This window comes from Fischerella muscicola PCC 7414, assembly GCF_000317205.1.
Classification (GTDB): Bacteria; Cyanobacteriota; Cyanobacteriia; order Cyanobacteriales; family Nostocaceae; genus Fischerella; species Fischerella muscicola.
Map to the genome: position 1 here is coordinate 69,100 of NZ_AJLK01000085.1, position 21,076 is coordinate 90,175.

19 protein-coding genes are annotated in these 21,076 nt (G+C 41.6%); 7 read left to right on the forward strand and 12 right to left on the reverse strand.

The window, feature by feature from the left end; translation table 11 throughout:
• Window positions 1–5: 5 nt before the first annotated feature.
• The 6 genes from UYI_RS0112515 to UYI_RS0112545 all read right to left on the reverse strand — a co-directional run bounded on the left by UYI_RS0112515 (window position 6) and on the right by UYI_RS0112545 (window position 7,391).
• Window positions 6–1,205, reverse strand: coding sequence for a Coenzyme F420 hydrogenase/dehydrogenase, beta subunit C-terminal domain (locus tag UYI_RS0112515; protein WP_016867007.1), 1,200 nt, complete (start codon window positions 1,203–1,205; stop codon window positions 6–8).
• Window positions 1,206–1,419: 214 nt separating this feature from the next.
• Window positions 1,420–2,517, reverse strand: coding sequence for a WD40 repeat domain-containing protein (locus UYI_RS0112520; RefSeq protein ID WP_016867008.1), 1,098 nt, complete (start codon window positions 2,515–2,517; stop codon window positions 1,420–1,422).
• A 259-nt stretch (window positions 2,518–2,776) separates the two neighbouring features.
• Entirely contained in the window at window positions 2,777–3,598 is an 822-nt protein-coding gene (locus UYI_RS0112525; RefSeq protein ID WP_035138509.1) for a uroporphyrinogen-III synthase, read from the reverse strand.
• Between the two features lie 769 nt (window positions 3,599–4,367).
• Window positions 4,368–5,156, reverse strand: a complete 789-nt coding sequence (phnE, locus tag UYI_RS0112530; RefSeq protein WP_016867010.1) for a phosphonate ABC transporter, permease protein PhnE — start codon at window positions 5,154–5,156, stop codon at window positions 4,368–4,370.
• A 260-nt stretch (window positions 5,157–5,416) separates the two neighbouring features.
• On the reverse strand, window positions 5,417–6,148 hold the full coding sequence (locus UYI_RS0112535) for a phosphonate ABC transporter ATP-binding protein (protein ID WP_026085919.1): 732 nt from the start codon (window positions 6,146–6,148) through the stop codon (window positions 5,417–5,419).
• Window positions 6,149–6,416: 268 nt separating this feature from the next.
• Window positions 6,417–7,391 (reverse strand): phosphate/phosphite/phosphonate ABC transporter substrate-binding protein, encoded by a 975-nt coding sequence (locus UYI_RS0112545; protein ID WP_016867013.1) that lies wholly within the window; start codon window positions 7,389–7,391, stop codon window positions 6,417–6,419.
• Between the two features lie 331 nt (window positions 7,392–7,722).
• Here UYI_RS0112545 and UYI_RS0112550 point away from each other — a divergent pair, with 331 nt between their 5' ends.
• Entirely contained in the window at window positions 7,723–7,920 is a 198-nt protein-coding gene (locus UYI_RS0112550) for a hypothetical protein (RefSeq protein WP_146007556.1), read from the forward strand.
• Window positions 7,921–8,145: 225 nt separating this feature from the next.
• On the opposite strand, the gene UYI_RS0112555 is transcribed toward UYI_RS0112550, so the two are convergent.
• The gene (locus UYI_RS0112555; protein ID WP_026085920.1) at window positions 8,146–8,541 is read right to left on the reverse strand and encodes a RidA family protein; all 396 of its coding nucleotides are present in this window, start codon (window positions 8,539–8,541) and stop codon (window positions 8,146–8,148) included.
• A gap of 142 nt (window positions 8,542–8,683) precedes the next feature.
• Window positions 8,684–9,112: an NUDIX domain-containing protein gene (locus UYI_RS0112560; protein WP_016867016.1), complete on the reverse strand. Its 429-nt coding sequence runs from the start codon at window positions 9,110–9,112 to the stop codon at window positions 8,684–8,686.
• A 133-nt stretch (window positions 9,113–9,245) separates the two neighbouring features.
• Here UYI_RS0112560 and malQ point away from each other — a divergent pair, with 133 nt between their 5' ends.
• Both malQ and UYI_RS0112570 read left to right on the forward strand, forming a co-directional pair.
• Entirely contained in the window at window positions 9,246–10,754 is a 1,509-nt protein-coding gene (malQ, locus tag UYI_RS0112565; protein ID WP_016867017.1) for a 4-alpha-glucanotransferase, read from the forward strand.
• 97 nt (window positions 10,755–10,851) lie between these two features.
• Window positions 10,852–12,021 carry a homocysteine biosynthesis protein gene (locus UYI_RS0112570; protein ID WP_016867018.1) on the forward strand — a complete coding sequence of 390 codons (1,170 nt, stop codon included), beginning with the start codon at window positions 10,852–10,854 and terminating at the stop codon, window positions 12,019–12,021.
• 81 nt (window positions 12,022–12,102) lie between these two features.
• On the opposite strand, the gene UYI_RS0112575 is transcribed toward UYI_RS0112570, so the two are convergent.
• Entirely contained in the window at window positions 12,103–13,149 is a 1,047-nt protein-coding gene (locus UYI_RS0112575; protein ID WP_016867019.1) for a hypothetical protein, read from the reverse strand.
• 373 nt (window positions 13,150–13,522) lie between these two features.
• On the opposite strand from UYI_RS0112575, the gene UYI_RS0112580 reads away from it, so the two are divergent.
• Entirely contained in the window at window positions 13,523–14,383 is an 861-nt protein-coding gene (locus UYI_RS0112580) for a tetratricopeptide repeat protein (protein WP_016867020.1), read from the forward strand.
• A gap of 63 nt (window positions 14,384–14,446) precedes the next feature.
• Here the strand turns inward: UYI_RS0112580 and UYI_RS0112585 are convergent, their stop codons facing one another.
• Entirely contained in the window at window positions 14,447–15,067 is a 621-nt protein-coding gene (locus UYI_RS0112585; RefSeq protein WP_016867021.1) for a TMEM165/GDT1 family protein, read from the reverse strand.
• A 410-nt stretch (window positions 15,068–15,477) separates the two neighbouring features.
• Here UYI_RS0112585 and UYI_RS0112590 point away from each other — a divergent pair, with 410 nt between their 5' ends.
• On the forward strand, window positions 15,478–15,951 hold the full coding sequence (locus tag UYI_RS0112590) for a CRR6 family NdhI maturation factor (RefSeq protein WP_016867022.1): 474 nt from the start codon (window positions 15,478–15,480) through the stop codon (window positions 15,949–15,951).
• Between the two features lie 91 nt (window positions 15,952–16,042).
• Here the strand turns inward: UYI_RS0112590 and UYI_RS0112595 are convergent, their stop codons facing one another.
• Both UYI_RS0112595 and UYI_RS0112600 read right to left on the reverse strand, forming a co-directional pair.
• On the reverse strand, window positions 16,043–16,807 hold the full coding sequence (locus UYI_RS0112595; RefSeq protein ID WP_026085921.1) for a hypothetical protein: 765 nt from the start codon (window positions 16,805–16,807) through the stop codon (window positions 16,043–16,045).
• Between the two features lie 1,543 nt (window positions 16,808–18,350).
• Window positions 18,351–19,310 (reverse strand): glycosyltransferase family 9 protein, encoded by a 960-nt coding sequence (locus tag UYI_RS0112600; RefSeq protein WP_016867024.1) that lies wholly within the window; start codon window positions 19,308–19,310, stop codon window positions 18,351–18,353.
• Between the two features lie 90 nt (window positions 19,311–19,400).
• Between UYI_RS0112600 and ispD the strand changes: the two genes are divergently transcribed.
• The gene (ispD, locus tag UYI_RS0112605) at window positions 19,401–20,090 is read left to right on the forward strand and encodes a 2-C-methyl-D-erythritol 4-phosphate cytidylyltransferase (protein ID WP_071588832.1); all 690 of its coding nucleotides are present in this window, start codon (window positions 19,401–19,403) and stop codon (window positions 20,088–20,090) included.
• A gap of 250 nt (window positions 20,091–20,340) precedes the next feature.
• The gene (scpB, locus tag UYI_RS0112610; RefSeq protein ID WP_016867026.1) at window positions 20,341–20,871 is read left to right on the forward strand and encodes an SMC-Scp complex subunit ScpB; all 531 of its coding nucleotides are present in this window, start codon (window positions 20,341–20,343) and stop codon (window positions 20,869–20,871) included.
• Window positions 20,872–21,076 lie beyond the last annotated feature (205 nt).

Below are 21,076 nucleotides of genomic sequence, written 5' to 3' on the forward strand. Positions count from 1 at the left end.
CAACATTATTCCGGCAATTTATACTGCCCTACGATACGCTTGGCATACTCTGGAACATGTTCCTCTAATTTCTCAGGATGATTCCGTTTTACATAAAGATAATTGCGGGTGAAGTGGGAATCTATCGAGAAACGGGCGTATTCCAAACCTTTGGGGCCGATTTTTTCAATTACTACACCCATAAGTTTTGCTGCCCACATTGGTAGGGTAACACCTTTATCGTAAGCTGGTATACTTTGTTGCACTGCTGCTATGCGATCGCCTTTGGACATGACTGGTTGAGTTTCTAGCTGGTCTTTCACCAATTCCAGCATTTCCCGACCGCGTTCATTTCTGACTACAATCCATTGCCAGCCGAAAGGTGCGCCCATATACCCAACTACCAAATCAGCTAGGGAATTTACGTAGTCAAAACAACTCATACACGAAGGGGCAAACACATCCTTAAGTTGATTTGTTTTCAAACCAAAGAAAGGCACTGTTTCCGTTGATCCATCTTCGTGTTTAAAGTGAACCCGGAAGTCTTGCATAAACTCGTAATGTACGACTGTTTCAGGCGATCTACTTGTAGTTTCTAAGAATTTTTGCAGTCCAGCACGAGTTACATTATCTACACATGGTGTACCTAATACATAAAGCTTTTCCAGACCCAATTTCTTTTCCACTGCCCGCAAAGCTTGGATTTGACAACCAACACCAATCACTAACAGTCGCTTCATCCCTGATTTTTCTACTTGTTCCAAAACCGAGAGATTTGGTGAAAGAGTCGGTTTATTTACCCGCGCAGCTAGTATTTCTTCTGGAGTACGGGCAATCACAGGCATAGGCCCGAAGCGGTCTTCTTTGGTATTTTGCACACAAACCACGCCTTCGACCATGCCCAGATTCAGCATTTCAATAGCGATCGTACTCACAATTCCCGTCCATTGCGCACCAGGAATCGGCTGCTGTTTTCGCGCCGCTATCATATTTTGATGAACCCCAAAATAAAGTTCATCAGCATTATCTAAATCGCGAGAACGAGTGTGTGTCTGTGCTTCAAGTTCGTCTATTTGCTGATTAATAAAAGCACAGGCTTGCTTGACATAATGAATATAGTATGTATCACACAGCCCACATTCGCTGCACAGTTCCTTAGCAGGGCGACGGCTACCAGGTTTGAGGGCTTTGGCTTTTTTGTGTTTGGGAAAATCTACTGAGGTCATTAAAATTTCTTCTTTAAAAACTCAGATCATTTATTTCACACTATCTCAGAGATTAGTACCAAACGAGTGCCAAAGAACATCAAAATCAATAATGGATTGTAATTGCCTAATTAGTACTAGACCACATAAGTTTTGACTCTTTGTGAGGCGTCAGATCCCCGACTTTTTTGAAAAGTCGGGGATCTGGCTCACCTATCAAAATCAATTTGGTGAACTAGTATTCAAACAACCAAATCCTGATAGTTCCGTCAGCACTACCACTAGCAAGAATTTGTCCATCTGGACTAAAGGCTAGAGAATAAACTTCATTCATATGTCCAGTGAGAGTGCCAATTTCCTCTTTTGTTTTGAGATTCCACAGTTTAATAGTTTCGTCGGCGCTACCACTAGCAAGAATCTGTCCGTCTGAACTAAAAGCTAGAGAATAAACTTCATTCATATGTCCAGTGAGAGTGCCAATTTCTTCTTTTGTTTTGAGATTCCACAGTTTAATAGTTTCGTCGGCGCTACCACTAGCAAGAATTTGTCCATCTGGGCTAAAGGCTACCGCATAAACCAGTGATGAATGTCCTTTGAGGGTAGCAATTGCTTCTTTAGTTTGGAGACTCCACAGTTTGATAGTTTTGTCGTGACTACCACTGGCTATAGTTCCTCCTAGTTCCCCTTGGCTAATGGCTACAGAATTAACCCAATCTCCATGTTCCATGACTGGGATATTTCCAGAGTAAGTGCGAACTGCTTTTCCTGTTTTGAGATTCCATAGTTGAACGCATCTACCGCGATCGCCACTGGCAAGAATTTGTCCGTCTGGACTAAAGCTAATAGAATTAACACCGTAGGATTTGCCAGTGAATTGGCGAATGATCTGTCCTGTTTCTAAATCCCACAATTCAATAGTCTGACTTAGACCACAACTGGCAAGGGTTTTGCGATCGGGGCTGAAAGCAATAGATTTGAGGATACCTGTATTTCCCTTTAAGGTGCAAATTATTCGTCCTGTTTCCAGATTCCACAGTTTAATAAATGAACTACCACTTGCCAGGAGTTTACCATCTGGGCTAAAAGCAATGGCTTGAGAATTCCCTGTGAAGGTATGTATACACCTCCATTTTTCAGATTTGAGCAATGAGGTACTTTTTAATACAACAGTAGTATCTGTTAATGCTTCCACATCATGAGAATTTTGTTCCAGAGGCGGCAATAAAGCAGAAGCACCAGAACTCCTAAACGCACTTACCTTTTCTAGTTGGTATCCCAAGTCAGTTTTGGATAAGCCAGAAAAGACATTCGGTAGATGTGAGAGTGAAAACATGGTTCTTTTAAAGAAAGATGTGACAGCAAAAGTATGTTTTTAAACACAAATTTCCCAGCCAAAGCAAACGCTCAAGCCGGAATACCGATTATTTAAGATACAATAATATTTACTGAACTAACTCTAGTTTGGAAAATTTGTAAAAATTATTGCTCTTATATTTGTGGTTTTCTGGGAAAAAGTTATGAATTCCAGTAACACACAGGTGAGTATTGTTTCTCCGTTTTATCCTGTAATAGTAACATTGTCACTAGTGTTATTACTTAGAATAAACAAAGAGCATGAAGTTAGCGATCGCTTCTGCAAAACCCGCAAATGAACTGTAGTTTTCGGCAACAATAGAGACGTTCATACCTAATTTTTTGGCATTGGCTGCTGTGTAGGGGCCAAAACAAGCAATTACACACTGCTGATAATCTGCTTTTGAGGTGATCATTTGGAAGAAGCCAGATATTTCAGCAGTGCTACTAAAGGCAATTACATCTATCTTGCCTTGACGAACTAAATTTAACTCCACCTCATATAAACTTTTGTCTAAGCACCGTGTCATATAGGTTGGTACACGGGTAACACTCATACCCAATTTTTTTAAACCAGCTACAAAATTAGGAATGACATTCGGTTCTGCAATCCCAACTACCTCTGGAACTGGCACTAGTACAGTTTGTTTGTTGATATCTGGAACTTTAGCCAGTTCAGCAATTATTCCTTTGGGACTCGATTCTTGGGGAATTAAATCTACTTTGACACCAAAATTAGCCAATCTTTCCGCATCTTTGCCGATCGCAGACACTCGACAATTTTTCAGCACCGAAACGCTTATTCCCAAAGCTTCTAAACGTTGAAAAAATCCATCAATGCCATTTCTACTGGTAAAAGCAATCCAATCAAATGTATCTATTTGTGTTAGTGCAGTGTCTAATTGTGTAAAATCTGCTAAGGCACAAGTTTCTATAGTTGGCATTAGCACAGGTAAAGCACCTTGATTGAGCAGTTGTGAGGATAATCGGACAGCGTAGTTGCGGGGTGCGGTGACAAGAATACGCTTACCGTGTAAGGGTAGTTGCACAGATGGAATCAGCAAATGAGTCTACCTAATTACAAACAGTAATTTGATTTTGGCATTTCCTACAAATTTACATTTGATATGAATTAGTTGTGCCGAAAAACATCCAAAATCCATCTGTGTCCATCTGTGTTCATCTGTGGTCGATTTTCAAAACTAGAGTAAACGGAGGAATAATACCAAATTGCCATTGCTAGTATTTTTTGAATCTGTAGAGACGTGCCATGGCACGTCTCTACAAAAATCTAAACAACATTTCCTATCCCGATTTAGTATAAGAATTGAAGAGGTGTTTTGCGTAAGTCTTGTATTTTTAGGTAAACGAACACAGATGCACACCGATAAACACCGATAAATTACCCGTGTTCATTTGTGTCTACTCCCCTGGTGTTCCCCCGAAACAGTTTATCTAGTGTGTATCGGCAGTTGATTGCGAAAACACGATTTTTGTACTCAACCCTGAATTATGGAGTTTGAAATGAGAAAAGCATTTTGAAAAAACTAAAACCCCGACTTAGTAGCCGGGGCGACTTTTACTACACCTCTTGCACAATCAAAAAAATATCAGTATTAAGAAGCTGTGACTTGCCAAATTGCCGAATTGAGAATTGGAGAGTCGGGAGATGGGGATTAATTGCTCATAGCGAAACAATATCCTCGAAAAGATCCCCGACTTTTTCAAAAAGTCGGGGATCTATAGTTCGCGATCGCATCATTATTAAAGAGGGAGGGAGACAGGGGAAGGAAGAAAACCAACAACCAACAATCAACAACCAACCACTATCTACATTGAATCAAGGCGTTTACGTAACTGACTACTTAACAAATCTATAACAGTAACAACTACCAACAACACCAACATCATCGTTGTTGCTTTGTTGTATTCAAAGCCATCTATATAAGTTTTCAACTGAAAGCCAATACCCCCTGCTCCCACGACACCTAACACAGAAGCAGCGCGGATATTGTACTCAAACATCCACAATGTATACCCTAAACCCAAGGGCAAGACTTGGGGTAAAATGCCGTATTGCGCTACTTGTAATCTTGATGCTCCCGTTACTTGCAAAAATTCTATAGAACGAGAGTCCACTGCTTCGATCGCTTGTTGATAAAACTTTGCCAGATAGCCAATTGTATAGATACTTAAAGCCAAAGTCCCAGCAGGTGCGCCCAATCCAGTTGCTGCGACAAAAATTAAACCCAAAATAATCGAAGGAACCGAACGCACTATATTTTGGAGGAAATTAGCCAACCATTGCAACCAAACAGGGGCGACATTACGGGCGCTAGCGATCGCAATTGGTAAAGAAAGAATAGCCCCTAAAGTAGTTCCCCACAAAGACATCTGTATTGTTTCAACTAATGCTTGAATAGCAATATCTAATACAGCTGGATCTGGTGGGAATAATCTGGAGATAAAGTCAGTAATGTAAGGCCAACTATTCTTGAGGAGTTCAAAATCTACCTTCAGACCCTGCAATGCCCAAGCGTAAATTGCTACCACCAGGCAGAAGATCAGTAGACGACTCACCCAAGCAAAACGCTTCCAGAGAATTGCAAAGTGCTTCATTTTCAGTAGGCAGCGTAAAAAACAAAACTTTGTGTGATGATTGTTGGTTGTTGGTTGTTAGTTGTTGGTTGTTGGTTGTTGGTTGTTGGTTGTTAGTTGTTAGTTGTTGGTTGTTAGTTGTTAGTTATTGGTTAGTGGTTAGTTGTTATTCTTCCACTCCTCACACTCCTCACACTCCTCACACTCCTCACACTCCTCACACTCTCCACCACCCCACCACCCCACCACCCCACCACCCCACCACCCCACCTCCCCATTCCCTACCCTCTCATCCCAGAAAACTGCGCTTGCAAATTCTCACAAACACCGTCATAAACAACACGTCCAGCATCTAAGACGATCGCTCGTTGGGCATATTCTGCTGCTATGCCTAAATCATGCAAAACTGTGACAATGGTTATGCCTTGTTGGGAATGTAATTGAGATAAAGTATCCATCACCTGTTTACAGGCCATGACATCTAAACCTGTAATCGGTTCATCGGCTAGGAGTATCTGGGGAGATTGAATTAAAGCCCGAGCGATCACTATCCGTTGTTGTTGTCCACCGCTAAGTTGACTAGTTTTTTGATAGGCTTGCGCTCTTAAACCGAGCTGTTCTAATATCTCCAAAGCTTGACGGCGATCATGTTTAGGAAAGCCAAATAATGTTTGCCAAGTTGTGCGTGTACCAAGCTTGCCACACAAAACATTATCAATCGCCGGAAGTTGACGAATTAGCCCCCCACCTTGAAATAACATCCCAATATCCTGCCGGATTTGCGGTAGAGTGCGGGGATTAACTTGTACACCATTGATATTTATGTTTCCTCGTTCTAATGGTACTAGTCCAACAAGCGATCGCAGCAATGTAGACTTACCCGCACCATTTAGTCCTAGCAAAGCTACAAACTCACCATGATGAATCTGACAACTAATCCCATTCAGAATAGGACGCTGCAAAGATGGTGAATATGCTGTTTTTAGGTTATGACACTCAATGACGGCAGACATGTTGGAGGAGGTGGGAAGATGGGGAAGGCGGGGGTCCCCTCTGGGGAACTCGGGGCCCCCACTCCCCCAAGGGAGTGGGGATTAGGGGCGAAGGGGCAGTGGGGTGATGGGGTGGTGGGGGGCTAGGGGTCCCCACTTTGTGGGGTTGGGGGGCAATGGGGAACTCACCGGCCCCCACTCCCCCAAGGGAGTGGGGATTAGGGGCAGTGGGGTGATGGGGAGTAGTAAACTACTAACTACCAACTACTAACCACCAACAACTAACTCTTTACGGTTGAATTCCTGCTAGTTGCAGGGCATTACGCAGAGGTGCTAGGTGTTGGTTATGGTTAACCTTGACCAACTCTGTGGAGTTATATAAGTTACGCAGTAATTGGTTGTTTTGTGGCTGATTCAACAACAGCATCGCATTAATGATTTTCTCGCGGGTAGCGGCGGGTACATCGTCATCAATGGCGACGCCGTGAGCAGGAACACCGGAGACTTTGTGCAGAATTCGCAGTTGATTCTTTTCTGCTTCCGTAATATACGGGGGGTTAAGAGCATATTCTGAGACAGCAGCTACATCCGCTTGACCACGTAATACAGCTTGTATTGCTTTGCTGTAATTGCCACCGTAGGCAACTTGTCCAAAGAAATTATTTAAGCGATCGCGGTTTTGTACAAGTCCCTGTTTTACAAGTTCACCAGTGGGGAAAATAAACCCAGAGCCAGAAGTGGGGGAAGTGAAAGCCATTCTTTTGCCACGCAATTGTGACAAAGTGGCTTTAGCTGTGGATTGAGTTTTCAGGGGGCTATTTTTGGGAACAACAAATACGGAGTTATAGGTATATTTCCCTGAATAAGTGGGGCGGACTTCAGCTAAATACAACCGAGCATTAGCCAATTGTTCCGCTTTCAAAGCTGGACGGCTACTCAAGAAAGCAATATCAGCACGGTTGGCTCTCAAAGCCTCCACTGCTGCGGTATCATCACCGATCTGTGCTTTAACTGGAACTCCCAGTTGTTTAGACAAAAACGCAGCTACGGCGTTGGCTTTATTTTGCAAATCTGTAGAGTCAGAGCGACTAGGAAAGACAACTACTAATTCCTTTGTTTTTCCTTGGGCAAGTAAAGTTTGCTCTTTTTGGTTGGGAATTAGATTGGCGATCACCGATTTCTCTCCCAATGTACTGGCAACTATACCCACAAGGGCAACAGATGCCAAACTTGCACCCAACACACCCTTCTTAATAAGTCTCATTATCTTTCTCCACCAGGAATTATTATCAGTATTTATGCGAATTTATTGCAATTGTTTTTGTTAAAACTTTAAAGTTTTCAAGAATCAAAGTCAAGATGAATTGTGTAAAAACTTAATATATAAGCAATGAAAACAATATCTCTGACTGCTTGGAGAAATCAAGAATCTATAGTCGAGGTCTATAGCAATAAATTCTCATCTTACCATGAGGGTGTATGGAGTATGTTACAGCTTGAACTTAAAGCACTGCTACAGAACATCGTGCGTTAGACACTTTGATTATGTTTTGCACTACAAACTATTATCAGCATATGCAACTAACACACTACATATGATGTTTTTCAAGTGCGATCGCTTTTTGCACTTCTTAATTGAAGCTTTGAACTCGGAATTTCAAGCTCAAAACTTAGAGTTTCAAGTTATAAACTCGGAATCTCAAGCTCAAAACTTGGATTTTCAAGTTATAAACTCGGAATCTCAAGCTCAGAACTTGGATTTTCAAGTTATAAACTCGGAATTTCAAGTTTAGAACTCCAAAATTTCAGCTTTGAACTTGAAATATCAAGCTTTACACTCCAACATCCAACCTCAAAGCAGCAAGTTTTTAGTTATTAGCCAGAATGATTGAGAAATAATCTCCACCTATGAGGTTTTAGTCTTGGATTTTCAATGTTTATACGCAGATCGCATCAATAGAAGAGTCGGGGGATAGGGTATTGGAAATAACCAACAAGCAACCATCAACCAGCAACAACTAACTACTAACCACCGCAACACAATCAATCTCTACCAACACATCCTTAGGTAAACGCGATACCTCTACACATGCCCGTGCTGGTGCTGTTGCCTCATCAAAATACTTTGCATATATCGCATTTACTGCCGCAAAATCATTCATATCAGCTAAAAATACAGTCGTTCTCACCACATCAGCAAAACTAGCCCCTCCAGCTACCAAAATCGCTTCCAAATTAGCCATTACCTGCTCAGTCTGTTTTTTGACATCTCCTTCACCGACAATTATGCCAGTATTTGGATCAAGCGCAATCTGTCCAGCCACAAATATCATCTTCCCAGTAGCAGCGATCGCCTGATTATACGGCCCTACGGGTGCTGGTGCTTTCTCAGTACGAATAATCTCTCTACTCATAGTTCTTTTGTTATTTGTTGGTTGTTGATTGTTGTAGAGACGTGCCATGGCACGTCTGTACAGTAGTTAGTGGTTAGAAATCAGTGAAAAGTAACAGCCGCAGTGATTAATAGAATTTGATCACTGATAAGTGATCACTGAATTACAGCCTCGGACGTATCCCATAATTTCGATACCGCCAATAATCTCGCAAAATTATATCGTGATCAAAACACAAATTCTCCGGCACACGCCAAGGCTCAAAAATTTCTATACCTTTGGCATCATCTCCCGCCTTTGGTTCGCCTTTTGCCATTGTTAAAAACACTATACTGATCGTGTGCTTACGGCGATCGCGTGCTGGATCAGAATAAACATGAAATTGTTCAATCAACTCCACCTGTAAACCAGTCTCTTCCAAGGCTTCACGCCGCGCCGCCGCTTCCACAGTTTCCCCGTAATCAACAAAACCACCAGGTATAGCCCAGCCTAATGGCGGATTATGTCTCTCAATTAACACTATTGGTCGATGAGGTCGGTCAAGCAATTCGATGATGATATCAACAGTCGGAATAGGATTTTGATAAGTCATTTGTTATTTAGCCATTAGTCATTTGTCATTAGTAAAACACAAAGGACAAATGACAAAGGACAAATGACACATTTGCAATTACTGTTCCGTGCTAAATTCATGGCACGTCTTCCTCCTACATTTCAGGTTAAGTATGCCTTATTCGAGATCCAGTGGTATTTTGCTTCATCCCACAAGTTTTCCCAGTCGCTTCGGCATTGGGGATTTAGGAACGGGGGCTTATCGCTTTATTGATTTTCTCCAAGAAAGTAACCAACAGTGTTGGCAAGTCTTACCTCTAGGCCCCACTGGTTACGGAAATTCTCCTTATATGTCTTACTCCGCAATGGCGGGAAACCCTTTGTTGATTAGTCCAGAAAAATTGCAGAGTGAAGGTTTACTACAGGAAGAAGACTTTGCTAATTTAGCAGCATTTCCTACAGAAAAAGTAGATTTTCAGCTAGTTACAGAAACCAAGATTCCACTGCTGAACAAAGCCTGTGTAAACTTTAAAACAAAAGCAACACCAGAACAACAACAAGCCTTTAGAGATTTTTGCCAAAGTAAAGCCTATTGGTTAGATGATTATGCTTTATTTATGGCCCTTAAAGATACTCAGCAAAGTGCTAGCTGGCATACTTGGGAACCTGAAATTGCTCAACGTAAACCCGAAGCAATAGAAGCAGCACAACAACAACTAGAACAGGATATTTTTTACCATAAATTTACTCAATATGAATTTTTTCGCCAATGGTCACAATTGAAACAATACGCCAATGAGCGCGGTATTTTTATCATTGGTGACATCCCAATTTATGTTGCTCATGACAGTGCTGATGTCTGGGCAAATCCCGAAATCTTCTGTTTAGACGAACAAACAGGAGAAGTGGAACTTATGGCGGGAGTTCCACCAGATTACTTTAGCGCTACAGGTCAATTGTGGGGCAACCCAGTTTATAACTGGGAAAAATTACAAAAACAAAACTTTAAGTGGTGGGTGCAGCGCTTTGCGGCAATGCTGGATTATGTAGATATTATCCGCATCGATCACTTTCGGGGGTTTGCAGCTTTTTGGGGAGTGCCAAAAGGTGAAGAAACGGCCATAAATGGTAGGTGGATTGAAGCCCCAGGAGAAGAGTTATTTGAGACGATCAAACAGCAATTGGGTAAGCTGCCAGTATTAGCAGAGGATTTGGGTACAATTACACCTGATGTAGAAGCACTGCGAGACAAATTTGAATTTCCTGGAATGAAAGTTTTGCAGTTTGCTTTTGGTTCCGATCCTGCTAACCCTTATTTACCGTTTAATTATCCGCGGAATGCTGTTGTTTACACCGGTACTCACGATAACGACACAACTATTGGTTGGTTCAATCAAGCCTCAGATTGGGAAAAGCACAATTTATGGCTTTATCTTGGTTGTATAAGTCCTGATGGCATTCACTGGGATCTAATTCGTTTAGCATTGAGTTCTGTAGCAAATCTAGCGATTATTCCCTTACAGGATGTTTTGGGATTGGATTCCCATGCACGGATGAATTTTCCTAGTAAAGCAGAAGGTAATTGGGAATGGCGGTATCATGAACATGCTTTAGTTCAAGACTTAGCTCATAAGCTCAAAGCCATCACCACATTATGTGGACGCGCCCCACAACCGAGATAATGGGGAAAGGTTAAAGGGTAAAGGGTAAAGGGTAAAGGGTAAAGGAATTTATAATCACTTTAACCTTTCCCCCTTGCCCTTTACCCAGTATTTTAATATGCGAACAATTGCGGAAATTAACGAAAAAATTAGCAGTAAACGCGCGGTGGTATTGACTGCTGAAGAATTAAAAACCAGAGTTGAGGAAGTTGGTGTTACACAAGTTGCCAAGGAAGTTGATGTAATCACCACTGGCACTTTTGAACCAATGGAATCTAGCGGTGCAATTATTAACCTGGGGCATACTGATCCGCCAATTAAAATTCGTCGCTGTTGGTTGGATGGTGTGCCAGTATATTCGGGTTTTGGTGCTGTAGATTTATATTTGGGTGCAAGTTCTGCTGTAGAGGTGATGGAGGGAGAAGAAGTCCGAGAACGAGGTGGTGGTCATGTAATTGAAGATTTGATTGCTGGTAAACCTGTACACGTACGCGCTCAAGGACAAGTTACAGATTGTTATCCCAGGGCTACTTTTGAAACAACAATTACCCGTGACACTATTAATCAGTTTTATTTATTTAATCCTAGAAATCTTTATCAAAATTTTATTGTGGGAGTAAATGGAGGCGATCGCCCACTTTTTACTTATTTAGGCCCCCTACAGCCGCGTTTGAGTAATGCAGTTTATTCCAACCCTGGCGCTATTTCCCCTCTCTTCAACGATCCTGATCTCCAACTAATCGGTATTGGTACACGAATTTTCTTGGGTGGCGGTATTGGCTATGTAGCATGGGAAGGAACGCAGCATTTCCCCTTACAAAAACGCTTGCCCAATCGTACACCTATTGGCCCGGCAGCAACTTTAGCCTTAATTGGTGATGCCAAACAAATGGATGCTCGTTGGGTACGGGGTTGTTACTTCAAAAATTATGGTCCTTCTTTAATGCTAGGTGTAGGCGTACCACTTCCCGTGTTAAGCGAAGAAGTAGTAGCCAAATGTGCAGTTAGTGACAAAGACTTAGTTGCACCCATCGTAGACTTTTCCATTCCCCGGCGAGTACGTCCCACTTTTGGCTTGGTAAGTTACGCTCAACTCAAGACTGGACGCATCATCATTGAAGGCAAAACAGTACGTGTTGCACCCGTTGTGAGCATACTCTTCTCTCGGCAAGTCGCCCAAGAGTTAAAACAATGGATTCAAGCAGGTACTTTTACTCTTACCGAACCAGTCGCCCAAATCTCGATGGAACGCTCTTTTCTCCCCCAGGATCGGTGGACGGAATTTTAACAAGAGATAGGGAGATGGGGTGTAATTTTCTCCCCATCTCCCCATCTCCCCATCTCCCCACCGCCCCACCACCCCATCTGTTTACTCCTGTGGTGGTTTCGGTCGCTTCACAGGCTTGGGAACAGAACCTTTAGGTATAGGTTTTGACGGTGGCGATGCTGATGGAGAGTCACCCACTTTTTTAACTGGACGTGGTGAGCCTTCCCCATTTCGTCTTGGAGGATATGGCTTTCTACCACTGGGACGGCGGCTTCCCCCGCCTTTAGCTCCACGTTTGAACGGTGGTTTACTGCTACGTTTTCTGGGCAATTCTGCAATAACTGTTGCCTTTTCTACAACCAAAGATTCACCTTGTCGCTGGACTTGCAAGTCCCAAAACTTTCCTACAGCTTTGGTTTCTAGCTTGCCCTTGAGTTTCAACTTGAAATACTTGGGTTTATCATTTGGCTTGCGGGCAGATTGCCTAATCTTGATTACCAAGTTCTCTGTATCGTATGACTGGTAAACTATTTCGCCACGAACAGAAAAACCACCATCTGGAATTTCTGATGATGGTGTCGGTTCTGGTGGAGTCTGTAGGGGTGTTTCCTCTAAATTCTCGGGTGAATCAGGATTTGCTGTTTCTCCCTCTGGTGAAGTCAACTCTTGTTGCTGTTCGGTTAGAGAACTTTTAGCCAGTTTTTCTGGCTCCCATACTCCTACAATTTGAAGATGCAATTGGTCATTTTCTTGACGTGTGCGCGGATAAACAACCCACAGATGCTCTTGCTCTAAATCGAGGTGGTTTTTGACTAAACTCATGATTCGGCCAAGTAGCACGGTATCTAATTTAGTGCCATCTGGGGTCAACATTACACCTTGGGTAAATTGTTCGCTGCTAGCAATGTAACGACCTCGGACTAAGCCAATCGCTCGATACTGCATCGGTTCGCTGGGAGGTGGAATCGGTTGCTGTCGATTCCCTAAGTTCCCATCATTAGCAGTTTCGCTTGGCGTTACAGACGAAGTCTCGCTTTGAGATGCTTCGGCTGCTACTACACCAGTAGTAGTTGCTTCTTGACTAGGTTTAGCTTCCTCAGAAGCTGTGGAATTTGACGATTCAGGGGACGGCATCAAGTCGGAATTCATAAAAACTCCTTGCGGCGGAGACACATCCCATTGTGGGATTTTATTAACGCAACAGGGAAGAGCGTTTGTGCGGCTGCTCAAAGTATATTTACTTTCAAAACAACCACCATCGTTTGCCCTGTTATGATACTGAAAGACGCGATTTTTCGCATACATACTAAATGTGTAATTTAGCGTCTTTACACTAGTTTCGGAAGCATACCATAGCTACAATTTAGGCGTCTCCTCTTAAAGTCATCTCTTGCTTAAGCATCACAAATGGCTATTTGTTATAAAGTTCACAGTTTGTTAGCGGTATTCCGCAAACTTTTCCAATTTTTTAATTTTCTCAATTTGTGTAAACAATAGTTTTATTAGAGTTAAGGACGGTTTTGTGTCTCAGCCGCGTAATCGTTGGTTAGTCAAAGTAGTTTTAGTGTTGGCAGTGATAGCTTTTGTTGGGGTGTCTATGGTTCCCATCATAGCCGCATTTAATGATACGCAACAGCCCAGCTCAAATTCCGCTAGCGGCAGAGGAAATTCGTCTTCCTCAGATCAAAAAGCAAAATTGGAAGATGCAGCAAGAGGTTATGAACAAGTTTTACAGCGAGAACCGGAAAATCAAACAGCACTGCGAGGCTTGTTAGAAACTCGTTTGCAATTGCTAAGTTTGGGTGCAGGTAACATTCAAGCAGTAATTGAACCTCTAGAAAAATTAGCGAAGCTCAATCCGGAACAAACAAAGTATGGCGTGCTATTGGCACAAGCCAAACAACAAATCGGCGACAAGGAAGGTGCTGCACAGGCTTATCGCTCTATTTTGGAAACCAAGCCAGGAAATCTTGAGGCTTTGCAAGGAATGGTAGCTTTGTTGCTCAACCAAAAGCGCCCGGAAGCAGCAATCGGGTTATTACAAGATACCCTTGCTAAATCCGGTCAAGCAAATAAAATTGAACCCGGTAGCGTGGATACTGTTGCTGTGCAAGTGATGTTGGGTAATGTTTACGCTAGCCAAAAACGCTATCCTCAAGCCTTATCTGTGTATGATCAGGCAGTTAATATAGCTCCTAATGATTTTCGACCTGTTTTGGCAAAAGCGATGGTTGTCAAAGAGCAAGGAAAAGCTGATGAAGCAAAACCTCTGTTTGATAAAGCCGCAGCTTTAGCGCCAGCTCAGTACAAAGACGAAATCAACAAAAGAAGTTCTGAGTCTGTGACTCCCACTCCTGCTGCAACGTCAGCACCGACACCGTAGAGAAGAGGAAAAGACAAGGGAGACAACTCCCGTGTCCTCCCTTGTCTCCCCGTTCCCAAACTTTTACGCTCCTTCTACAGCAGCGACGATACCAAATAAGATAAATAGGAATCCGCCAGCTATGGTGAGTGTTTTTTCCGAAATTCGTCCTGCTAACATTCTTCCACCAATCACAGCGAACGCTGCACAAATGGCATGTCCTAAAATTGCACCTGTTGTTACCCCCACAGGATTATTCGCTGCTGCTAGGGTAATGGTGGCAAATTGTGTGCGATCGCCCCACTCTGCCATAAATGTCAATACAAAAGCTTCTATTACAATAGCCCAAATACTTTTTTGATTTTTCAGTTGCTTTTCTGCCTCAGCTACTGCCGTTTTTGCTTCTTCTACAATTTCAGTATCGCAGGTTGCGGCAGGCATTTGACTACCTTCATACAACAGCTTAATACCGAAGGCAATAAACAAAACAATTTCAGCATAATATATGTAAAGCTTTGGCAGCAAGGACACTGCCTGTCCAACTCCTACGGACAGTATTGTCATCGCCGCTAAAGCTGCTACAACACCCGCAAATACAAGTCGCCGCGAATGCTGCATGGACAAAATTACAGCGATAAAAAAGGTTTTATCACCTAATTCAGAAACTGTAATGAGTAATAAACCTGCGGTGAAAGCTGTTAGCACTCTCTTAAGCTCCAGACGAATCGTTTACCTGTGTGTGAAGCTCAATGAGACTAGCGAAACCTCACTGAACTTCACACTTTATTTTTTGTGTGAACTCAGTGAAGGTCTCGCTTCCAACTAGCTTATTGCTTGATTGTCATCTAAACCAGGCTCATCACCAGTATGTTGATTTAGATGGGCTGGCTAATGTTTTGCCAGCAGCTACTCCCCTTCTTTATTTATGAGTAATTATACATCTATCTCAGGTTGTAGTAAAGGAATTTTTTAATGATTGAGGATGCAGGAACACGAAGGATATGTGAGTTATCTTTCCCCCTTGTCTCCCTTCTCCTGCTAGCGTTGAACTCACAAAGCTGGTAGTCTGAATTGTCGAGGTTACTTTTGAGTTAAAGTTCTCAGATTATTTAATTATGACTATTACCATCGCTCTTAATTCTGACTCCATTAATAGCTTGGATCTATCTCCTGTAGCAACGGTAATTGAGCAATTACTGCAAGAAGGGGCGATCGCATCCCATGAACAGCAGTTACGCTTTGATATTAATTATTCCCAACAAGAGGGCGATCCGCGAGAACTTCCAGAAATTCCAGAAGTGCGGCTGTGGTTTGTTCGCCTTGATGCCCGTTATCCTTGGTTGCCATTTTTACTAGACTGGAAAACAGGAGAATTAGCTCGTTACACAGCTATGCTAGTACCGCATCAATTCAGTTCCAAAGAGGGAATTCAGTACAATCATGAGGCTTTAGAAATTTTTTTGATGCATAAAATTTTTATTTTGAGTGACTGGCTGAAACAACATAATATACCTAGTCAATCACGTCTGCACTCGATGGCTCAAATGCTAGGATATGAGTTAGACGAGAGTTTTTTTGCAATGTTTTAATTAGAAGTCAGGAGATAAAATCAGCTTGCCGATAAGAATGACTTATCAAGTAAAAATTAAAAATTAAAAGTCAAAATTAGTAACATCTAAACTACTTAATTCGACATATCAAATCTAGAGCAGCACTGAAAGCGTATTCCACAGCTTTAGATTTGCTAGGTAAGGCTGATTGCCATAGCCGATAATCGTTATATTCTATAATTAAATTCGCAATTTCATTAATTTTAACATTTTTCAATACGTCATATTGACGTAATTCAAAATCTGTAATTGTGCTACCTGTTTCTAAAACTTCTCGTCCTAGTTGAATAAATTTATTTATAACTGTGTTCATATATTTTTTACCAACATCTTCTGCAAATAGAGAAGAAGAACGAAACGCTTGATATTCCTCTAAAAGTATATTAGCTATTGCTTTCCCGGTAAGATTATCCCAATCAGCAGGGAGAAGAACATCTAAAAATTCAGTCTCGTAAAATTTATATTTAAGATATTCATAAATACCTACAGCGTCTTCAACCAATTTTTGACCAGCTAACAATTTCCGTAAAGAAATAATATTTGTATCAATAAATTTGTCTCGAAATACCTTTTCTTCATTCTCTGCACATTCATACACTAGATAAGTCCAAATTCCTGATTGCACTCCATTAGCACTTACTGCTTGGTAAAAAGTAATTGTTCCATCCTCTTGACACTCAAAATAAGTACTTTCTGTATTCATCAGTTCACTTTCATACTTACTCCCATAGAAGCAGAGCATTTTTCTAAAAATGCCTGTAATATGATGGGGCTGGCTTTGTACTTGAATGTAACGTTTGCCACTGCTAGTAAAGCCATGTAATTGAATCGCCATTTGTTTTCCCTTTGAAAATTTCATGTCTTTCTTGGTGGACGCCCTTGCTAGTTAGCAAGATTTAAACTTAAGGAACACAGATAATGGCGCATTAGATCCACCCAAAAGCTAATCACACCAGGCAACTTTGGCAACTACAACCGTTAAACAGCTGGGGATTTTCTGTTGTACTGAACTCAATTAATAGAAACTAATATTTGTCCTAGCGTAAATCTTGATTGCTGATGAATTAATTTCTTTACATTTAGATACCTCATATGGTCTATTGAGCGAAATAAGCTGTTTATAAATAGCTTTTATCAAGCAATTAAGCAGCTAACAACAGCAATATATTTAAGTATTTTTTACCCAATACTTCTAAGTTAAGACTTTTTTGCCTTGAAATAAATTTCACTAGCATAAAGCTAAAAGGAGTTAAAACGGGTTATAACTCTTATCTTAGTTAACTTCTAGCTAACTTTAGCCAAGAAGCACGAAATTTATTTCAGCGTTTATCTTAAGTATCATTCATCTTTTAACCATAGAGTAATAACAAAACTTTTTTAGTCAGCTATTAGTTTCATTCATACTGCTATGAGATATTGAACTTGTAACTTTTAGGACATAGCACTTTTTCTAGTCACTATTGTTACTAATTATCAAAATAGGGAATTATTGAAAAATCTGTAGATTTGATGTTTACAGACTTTGGTAGATGAGATACACATTCAAAAATGAATCTAAATATATATTTCCCTACAATTCATTCAACATATCAGGTTAAAGAAAAAAAAAACTGTTGTTTAGCTAACTCTTCTACCGTAAATTTTTAAAATTTTTGAGTACTTTATTACACTTGTATTAAAGTAATATTGCGTAATATAAAAGAAAAAACTAAATACACGTATTACAAAAGTTACTTTGGCAATAGTAGAGTAAGGTAAAGAATCTGACTTTTCACGTCATGTGGAAAAATCATCCCTTGACCTAACCCCCTACCCCCCTTCCCTAGCAGGGAAGGGGGAAATTTTAAAGCCTCTCTTCTTGTAGGGAAGAGGTTGGGAGAGGGATTTTCCAGATTCCCTGAAAAGTCAAGGTAAAGAATAGACTTCTTGCAAAAGCAGAATTAACCCCCCTCGCTTCCCCCTGACAAGTGTAAGATTTTAATCAAGGGATGAGTGAGAACTATCAAAACCAACGAAATAATCAATTTTAGAAATCCCTAGACCCTCAAAGCAGTGTTTTAGGGACAAAGCGTTAAAAACCTACACCTGTGAGTGGGGAGGGGTTCTTTTTATTTTTGCAAGAGTGTCTAAATATGGAACCCCTTTCCACCTGTCGATTTCTTCCTACAAGCAGAAAGGGGATTCAAATCACCGCAACGATTAAGCAAAATGGGATTAATCTTAAGATTCAGTCAGCCTTCTCCTTAACACGGACAAGGATCGGGGTTCCTCTGGGAATTAGGGGCAAGGGGTGAAGTTTTTTCATTGGGACAATCCTCCGGAGAACCGCACTCTATGCTTTTACTCGAGAGTGTGTTTTGGCTTTATCCCCAGCAGTACTAACCGCCCCAGATTTTTTCCAAAATGGTTTTGGGTGAAATATCTGCTATTTTGCCTGTGGGGGATTTGATTGCGATAATTTTCTCGCTTTTGGGCAATAACTTAGCTGGATCTGTGGAACCAAACAAGGCAATAGTATAAGTCTGAACAGCAACAGCAAGCTGCATAGCCACACTATCTGTACACAACAATAAGTTTGCTCCTGCAATCATTGCTGCTAACTTGCCCATATTATCTGGGGAAGTAATTTTGATGTCGGGTATAGACTGCTTAAGTCTAGCGACAAATTCTTCTTGACCTGGTTGTTGAACTACTACCACAGGTATATCTGGTTGCTTTTGCTGGCAATCTTGGATAATTTCTAGCCAATTCTCAGCAGGGTATGTTCTATCTTGACCTTTATTTGGTGGCAATTCATTTACACCATTGTGAATCAAAATATAACCAGTTTCTTTAACTCCCAACCTTAGTTGCTCTTTGTCTGCCCAATCAATATCTGATTTGGGTACATTCACAGCTAACTGTGGACAAGAAGACTTAATACCCAACTCTTGCAGCAAAGTGTGATACACATCAGGAGCGTATTGTTCTTGCTTGAGAGGTACTGTGTTAGTGAGAAAAGCTGCTCCCTTGCCTTTGTAGCCAATACGTATGGGGATTCCAGTCAACCATAGTAAAAGACCTATTAACCAGCTTTGCCCCAAGGCAATAGCAACATCGTATTCGCGATCGCGAAGTATGCCTACAAAGTTAGCCCAATCAGCCAAGCTGTTGCGGTCTTTATAATCAAACATCAGTACATCGTTCACTGACTTGCTCACCCGGTAAGCAGCCTTTGACCGGGGTTCCACAACGACATCTATCTGAGCGTCAGGATAATTGCGCTTCAGGTCGTCTAGTGTCGGAAAGAATAGAATTTGGTCGCTTATTCCACCAGGGACAAGGGCTACTATTCGCATAATATTAATTTACGCCTACTCGCTCCCTATTTTAGGGGAAGATAGGGACTAGAAAAGTCAAAAGTCAAAAGTTTAGAAGTTAAAAAAACTGTGTATTTATTAATTCCAGCTGCCGGAAGCGGACGAAGGATGGGAAGTCATCGCAATAAACTCCTCTTACAAGTACGATCGCGACCAATTATTGCTTGGACGCTGTTAGCTGCCCAAGCATCAGATCAGATTAGTTGGATTGGTATTATTTCCCAACCCCATGACTGGCAAGACTTTAAGGAAATTATTGCTGATTTACAGTTAACTAAACCTGTAGAATTAATTAAGGGTGGTTCCACCCGCCAAGAATCTGTTTATAATGGATTGCTCTCGCTACCAGCTAATGCTGAACAAGTGTTGATTCATGATGGAGCTAGGTGTCTAGCCACACCAGATTTACTAAATAGATGTGCTGAAGCAATTTGTCATTGTCTTGGTTTAATAGCCGCTGTACCAGTCAAAGACACTATCAAAGTCGTAGATGGAAATGGCATAATCCAGAGTACACCGGAACGAAGCCAACTCTGGGCAGCACAGACTCCTCAAGGTTTTGATGTTAAGCTGCTCAAAGAGTGTCACAGCGAAGGTATAGCTCAAGGTTGGGAAGTCACAGACGATGCCGCTTTGTTTGAAAAATGCGGTTATCAAGTGCAAATTGTCCAAGGAGAAGAAACAAACTTAAAAGTAACTACTCCACAAGATTTAGCGATCGCTGAATTTATCCTCAAAACTAGATTTGAGCAGAAGTAGGGATCGGGGATTGGGAGATGGGGAGATAGGGGGAGTGAGGAGTGTGAGGAGTAAACCACTAACTACTAACGACTGTACAGACGTGCCATGGCACGTCTCTACAACAACCATTTTATATTGACTTTTGTTTCAAATTGTGCTATCAGAGTCCTTACACTTATTTATTCTTTCCTTGTTCGGTTGTCAATTGTCAAGATGTCCTTTGCTGTTGACTATTGACTATTGGCTATTGACTAGTGACTATTGATCAATGAATGCAGCGACAAAAATAGAAGCAATTCTTTATTTGAAGGGCAAACCCCTATCAATCAGCGAAATTGCTGAGTATGCCGCGTGCGATCGCGCTACCGCCGAAGAAGGTATTATTGACCTGATTGACGATTATGCTCGTCGAGATACTGCTCTCGAAGTCGTAGAAACCCCAAACGGCTACTGTCTGCAACTGCGGTCTGATTTTCAAGATTTAGTACAAACCCTGATACCAGTAGAATTGGGGGTGGGTGCATTGCGAACTCTAGCAGCGATCGCCTTAAATAGTCCCATGCTCCAAACTGACCTAATTAACCTGCGTGGCTCAGGAGCATATCAACACGTGCAAGAATTAGTTGAGCTTGGTTTTGTCAAGAAACGCCGAGATAGTGACTCTCGCTCCTACTCACTACAAGTAACACCTAAGTTTCATCAGTATTTCCAGATCGAACAACTTCCCTCACCATTTTCTAGTCCACAACAGCAGCGACAATTGGAGCTAAAACTAGAATCGGCCTCGGAAGTAGAGTAGGTTGGGGATGGAGATGGGGAGATGGGGAGATGGGGAGATGGGGAGATGGGGAGATGGGGAGATGGGGAGATGGGGAGTGTGAGGGGTAGTGAACAACTACTAACCACTAACTACTAACCACTAACTACTAACCACTAACTACTAACCACTAACTACTAACCACTAACTACTAACCACTAACTACTAACCACTAACTACTAACCAC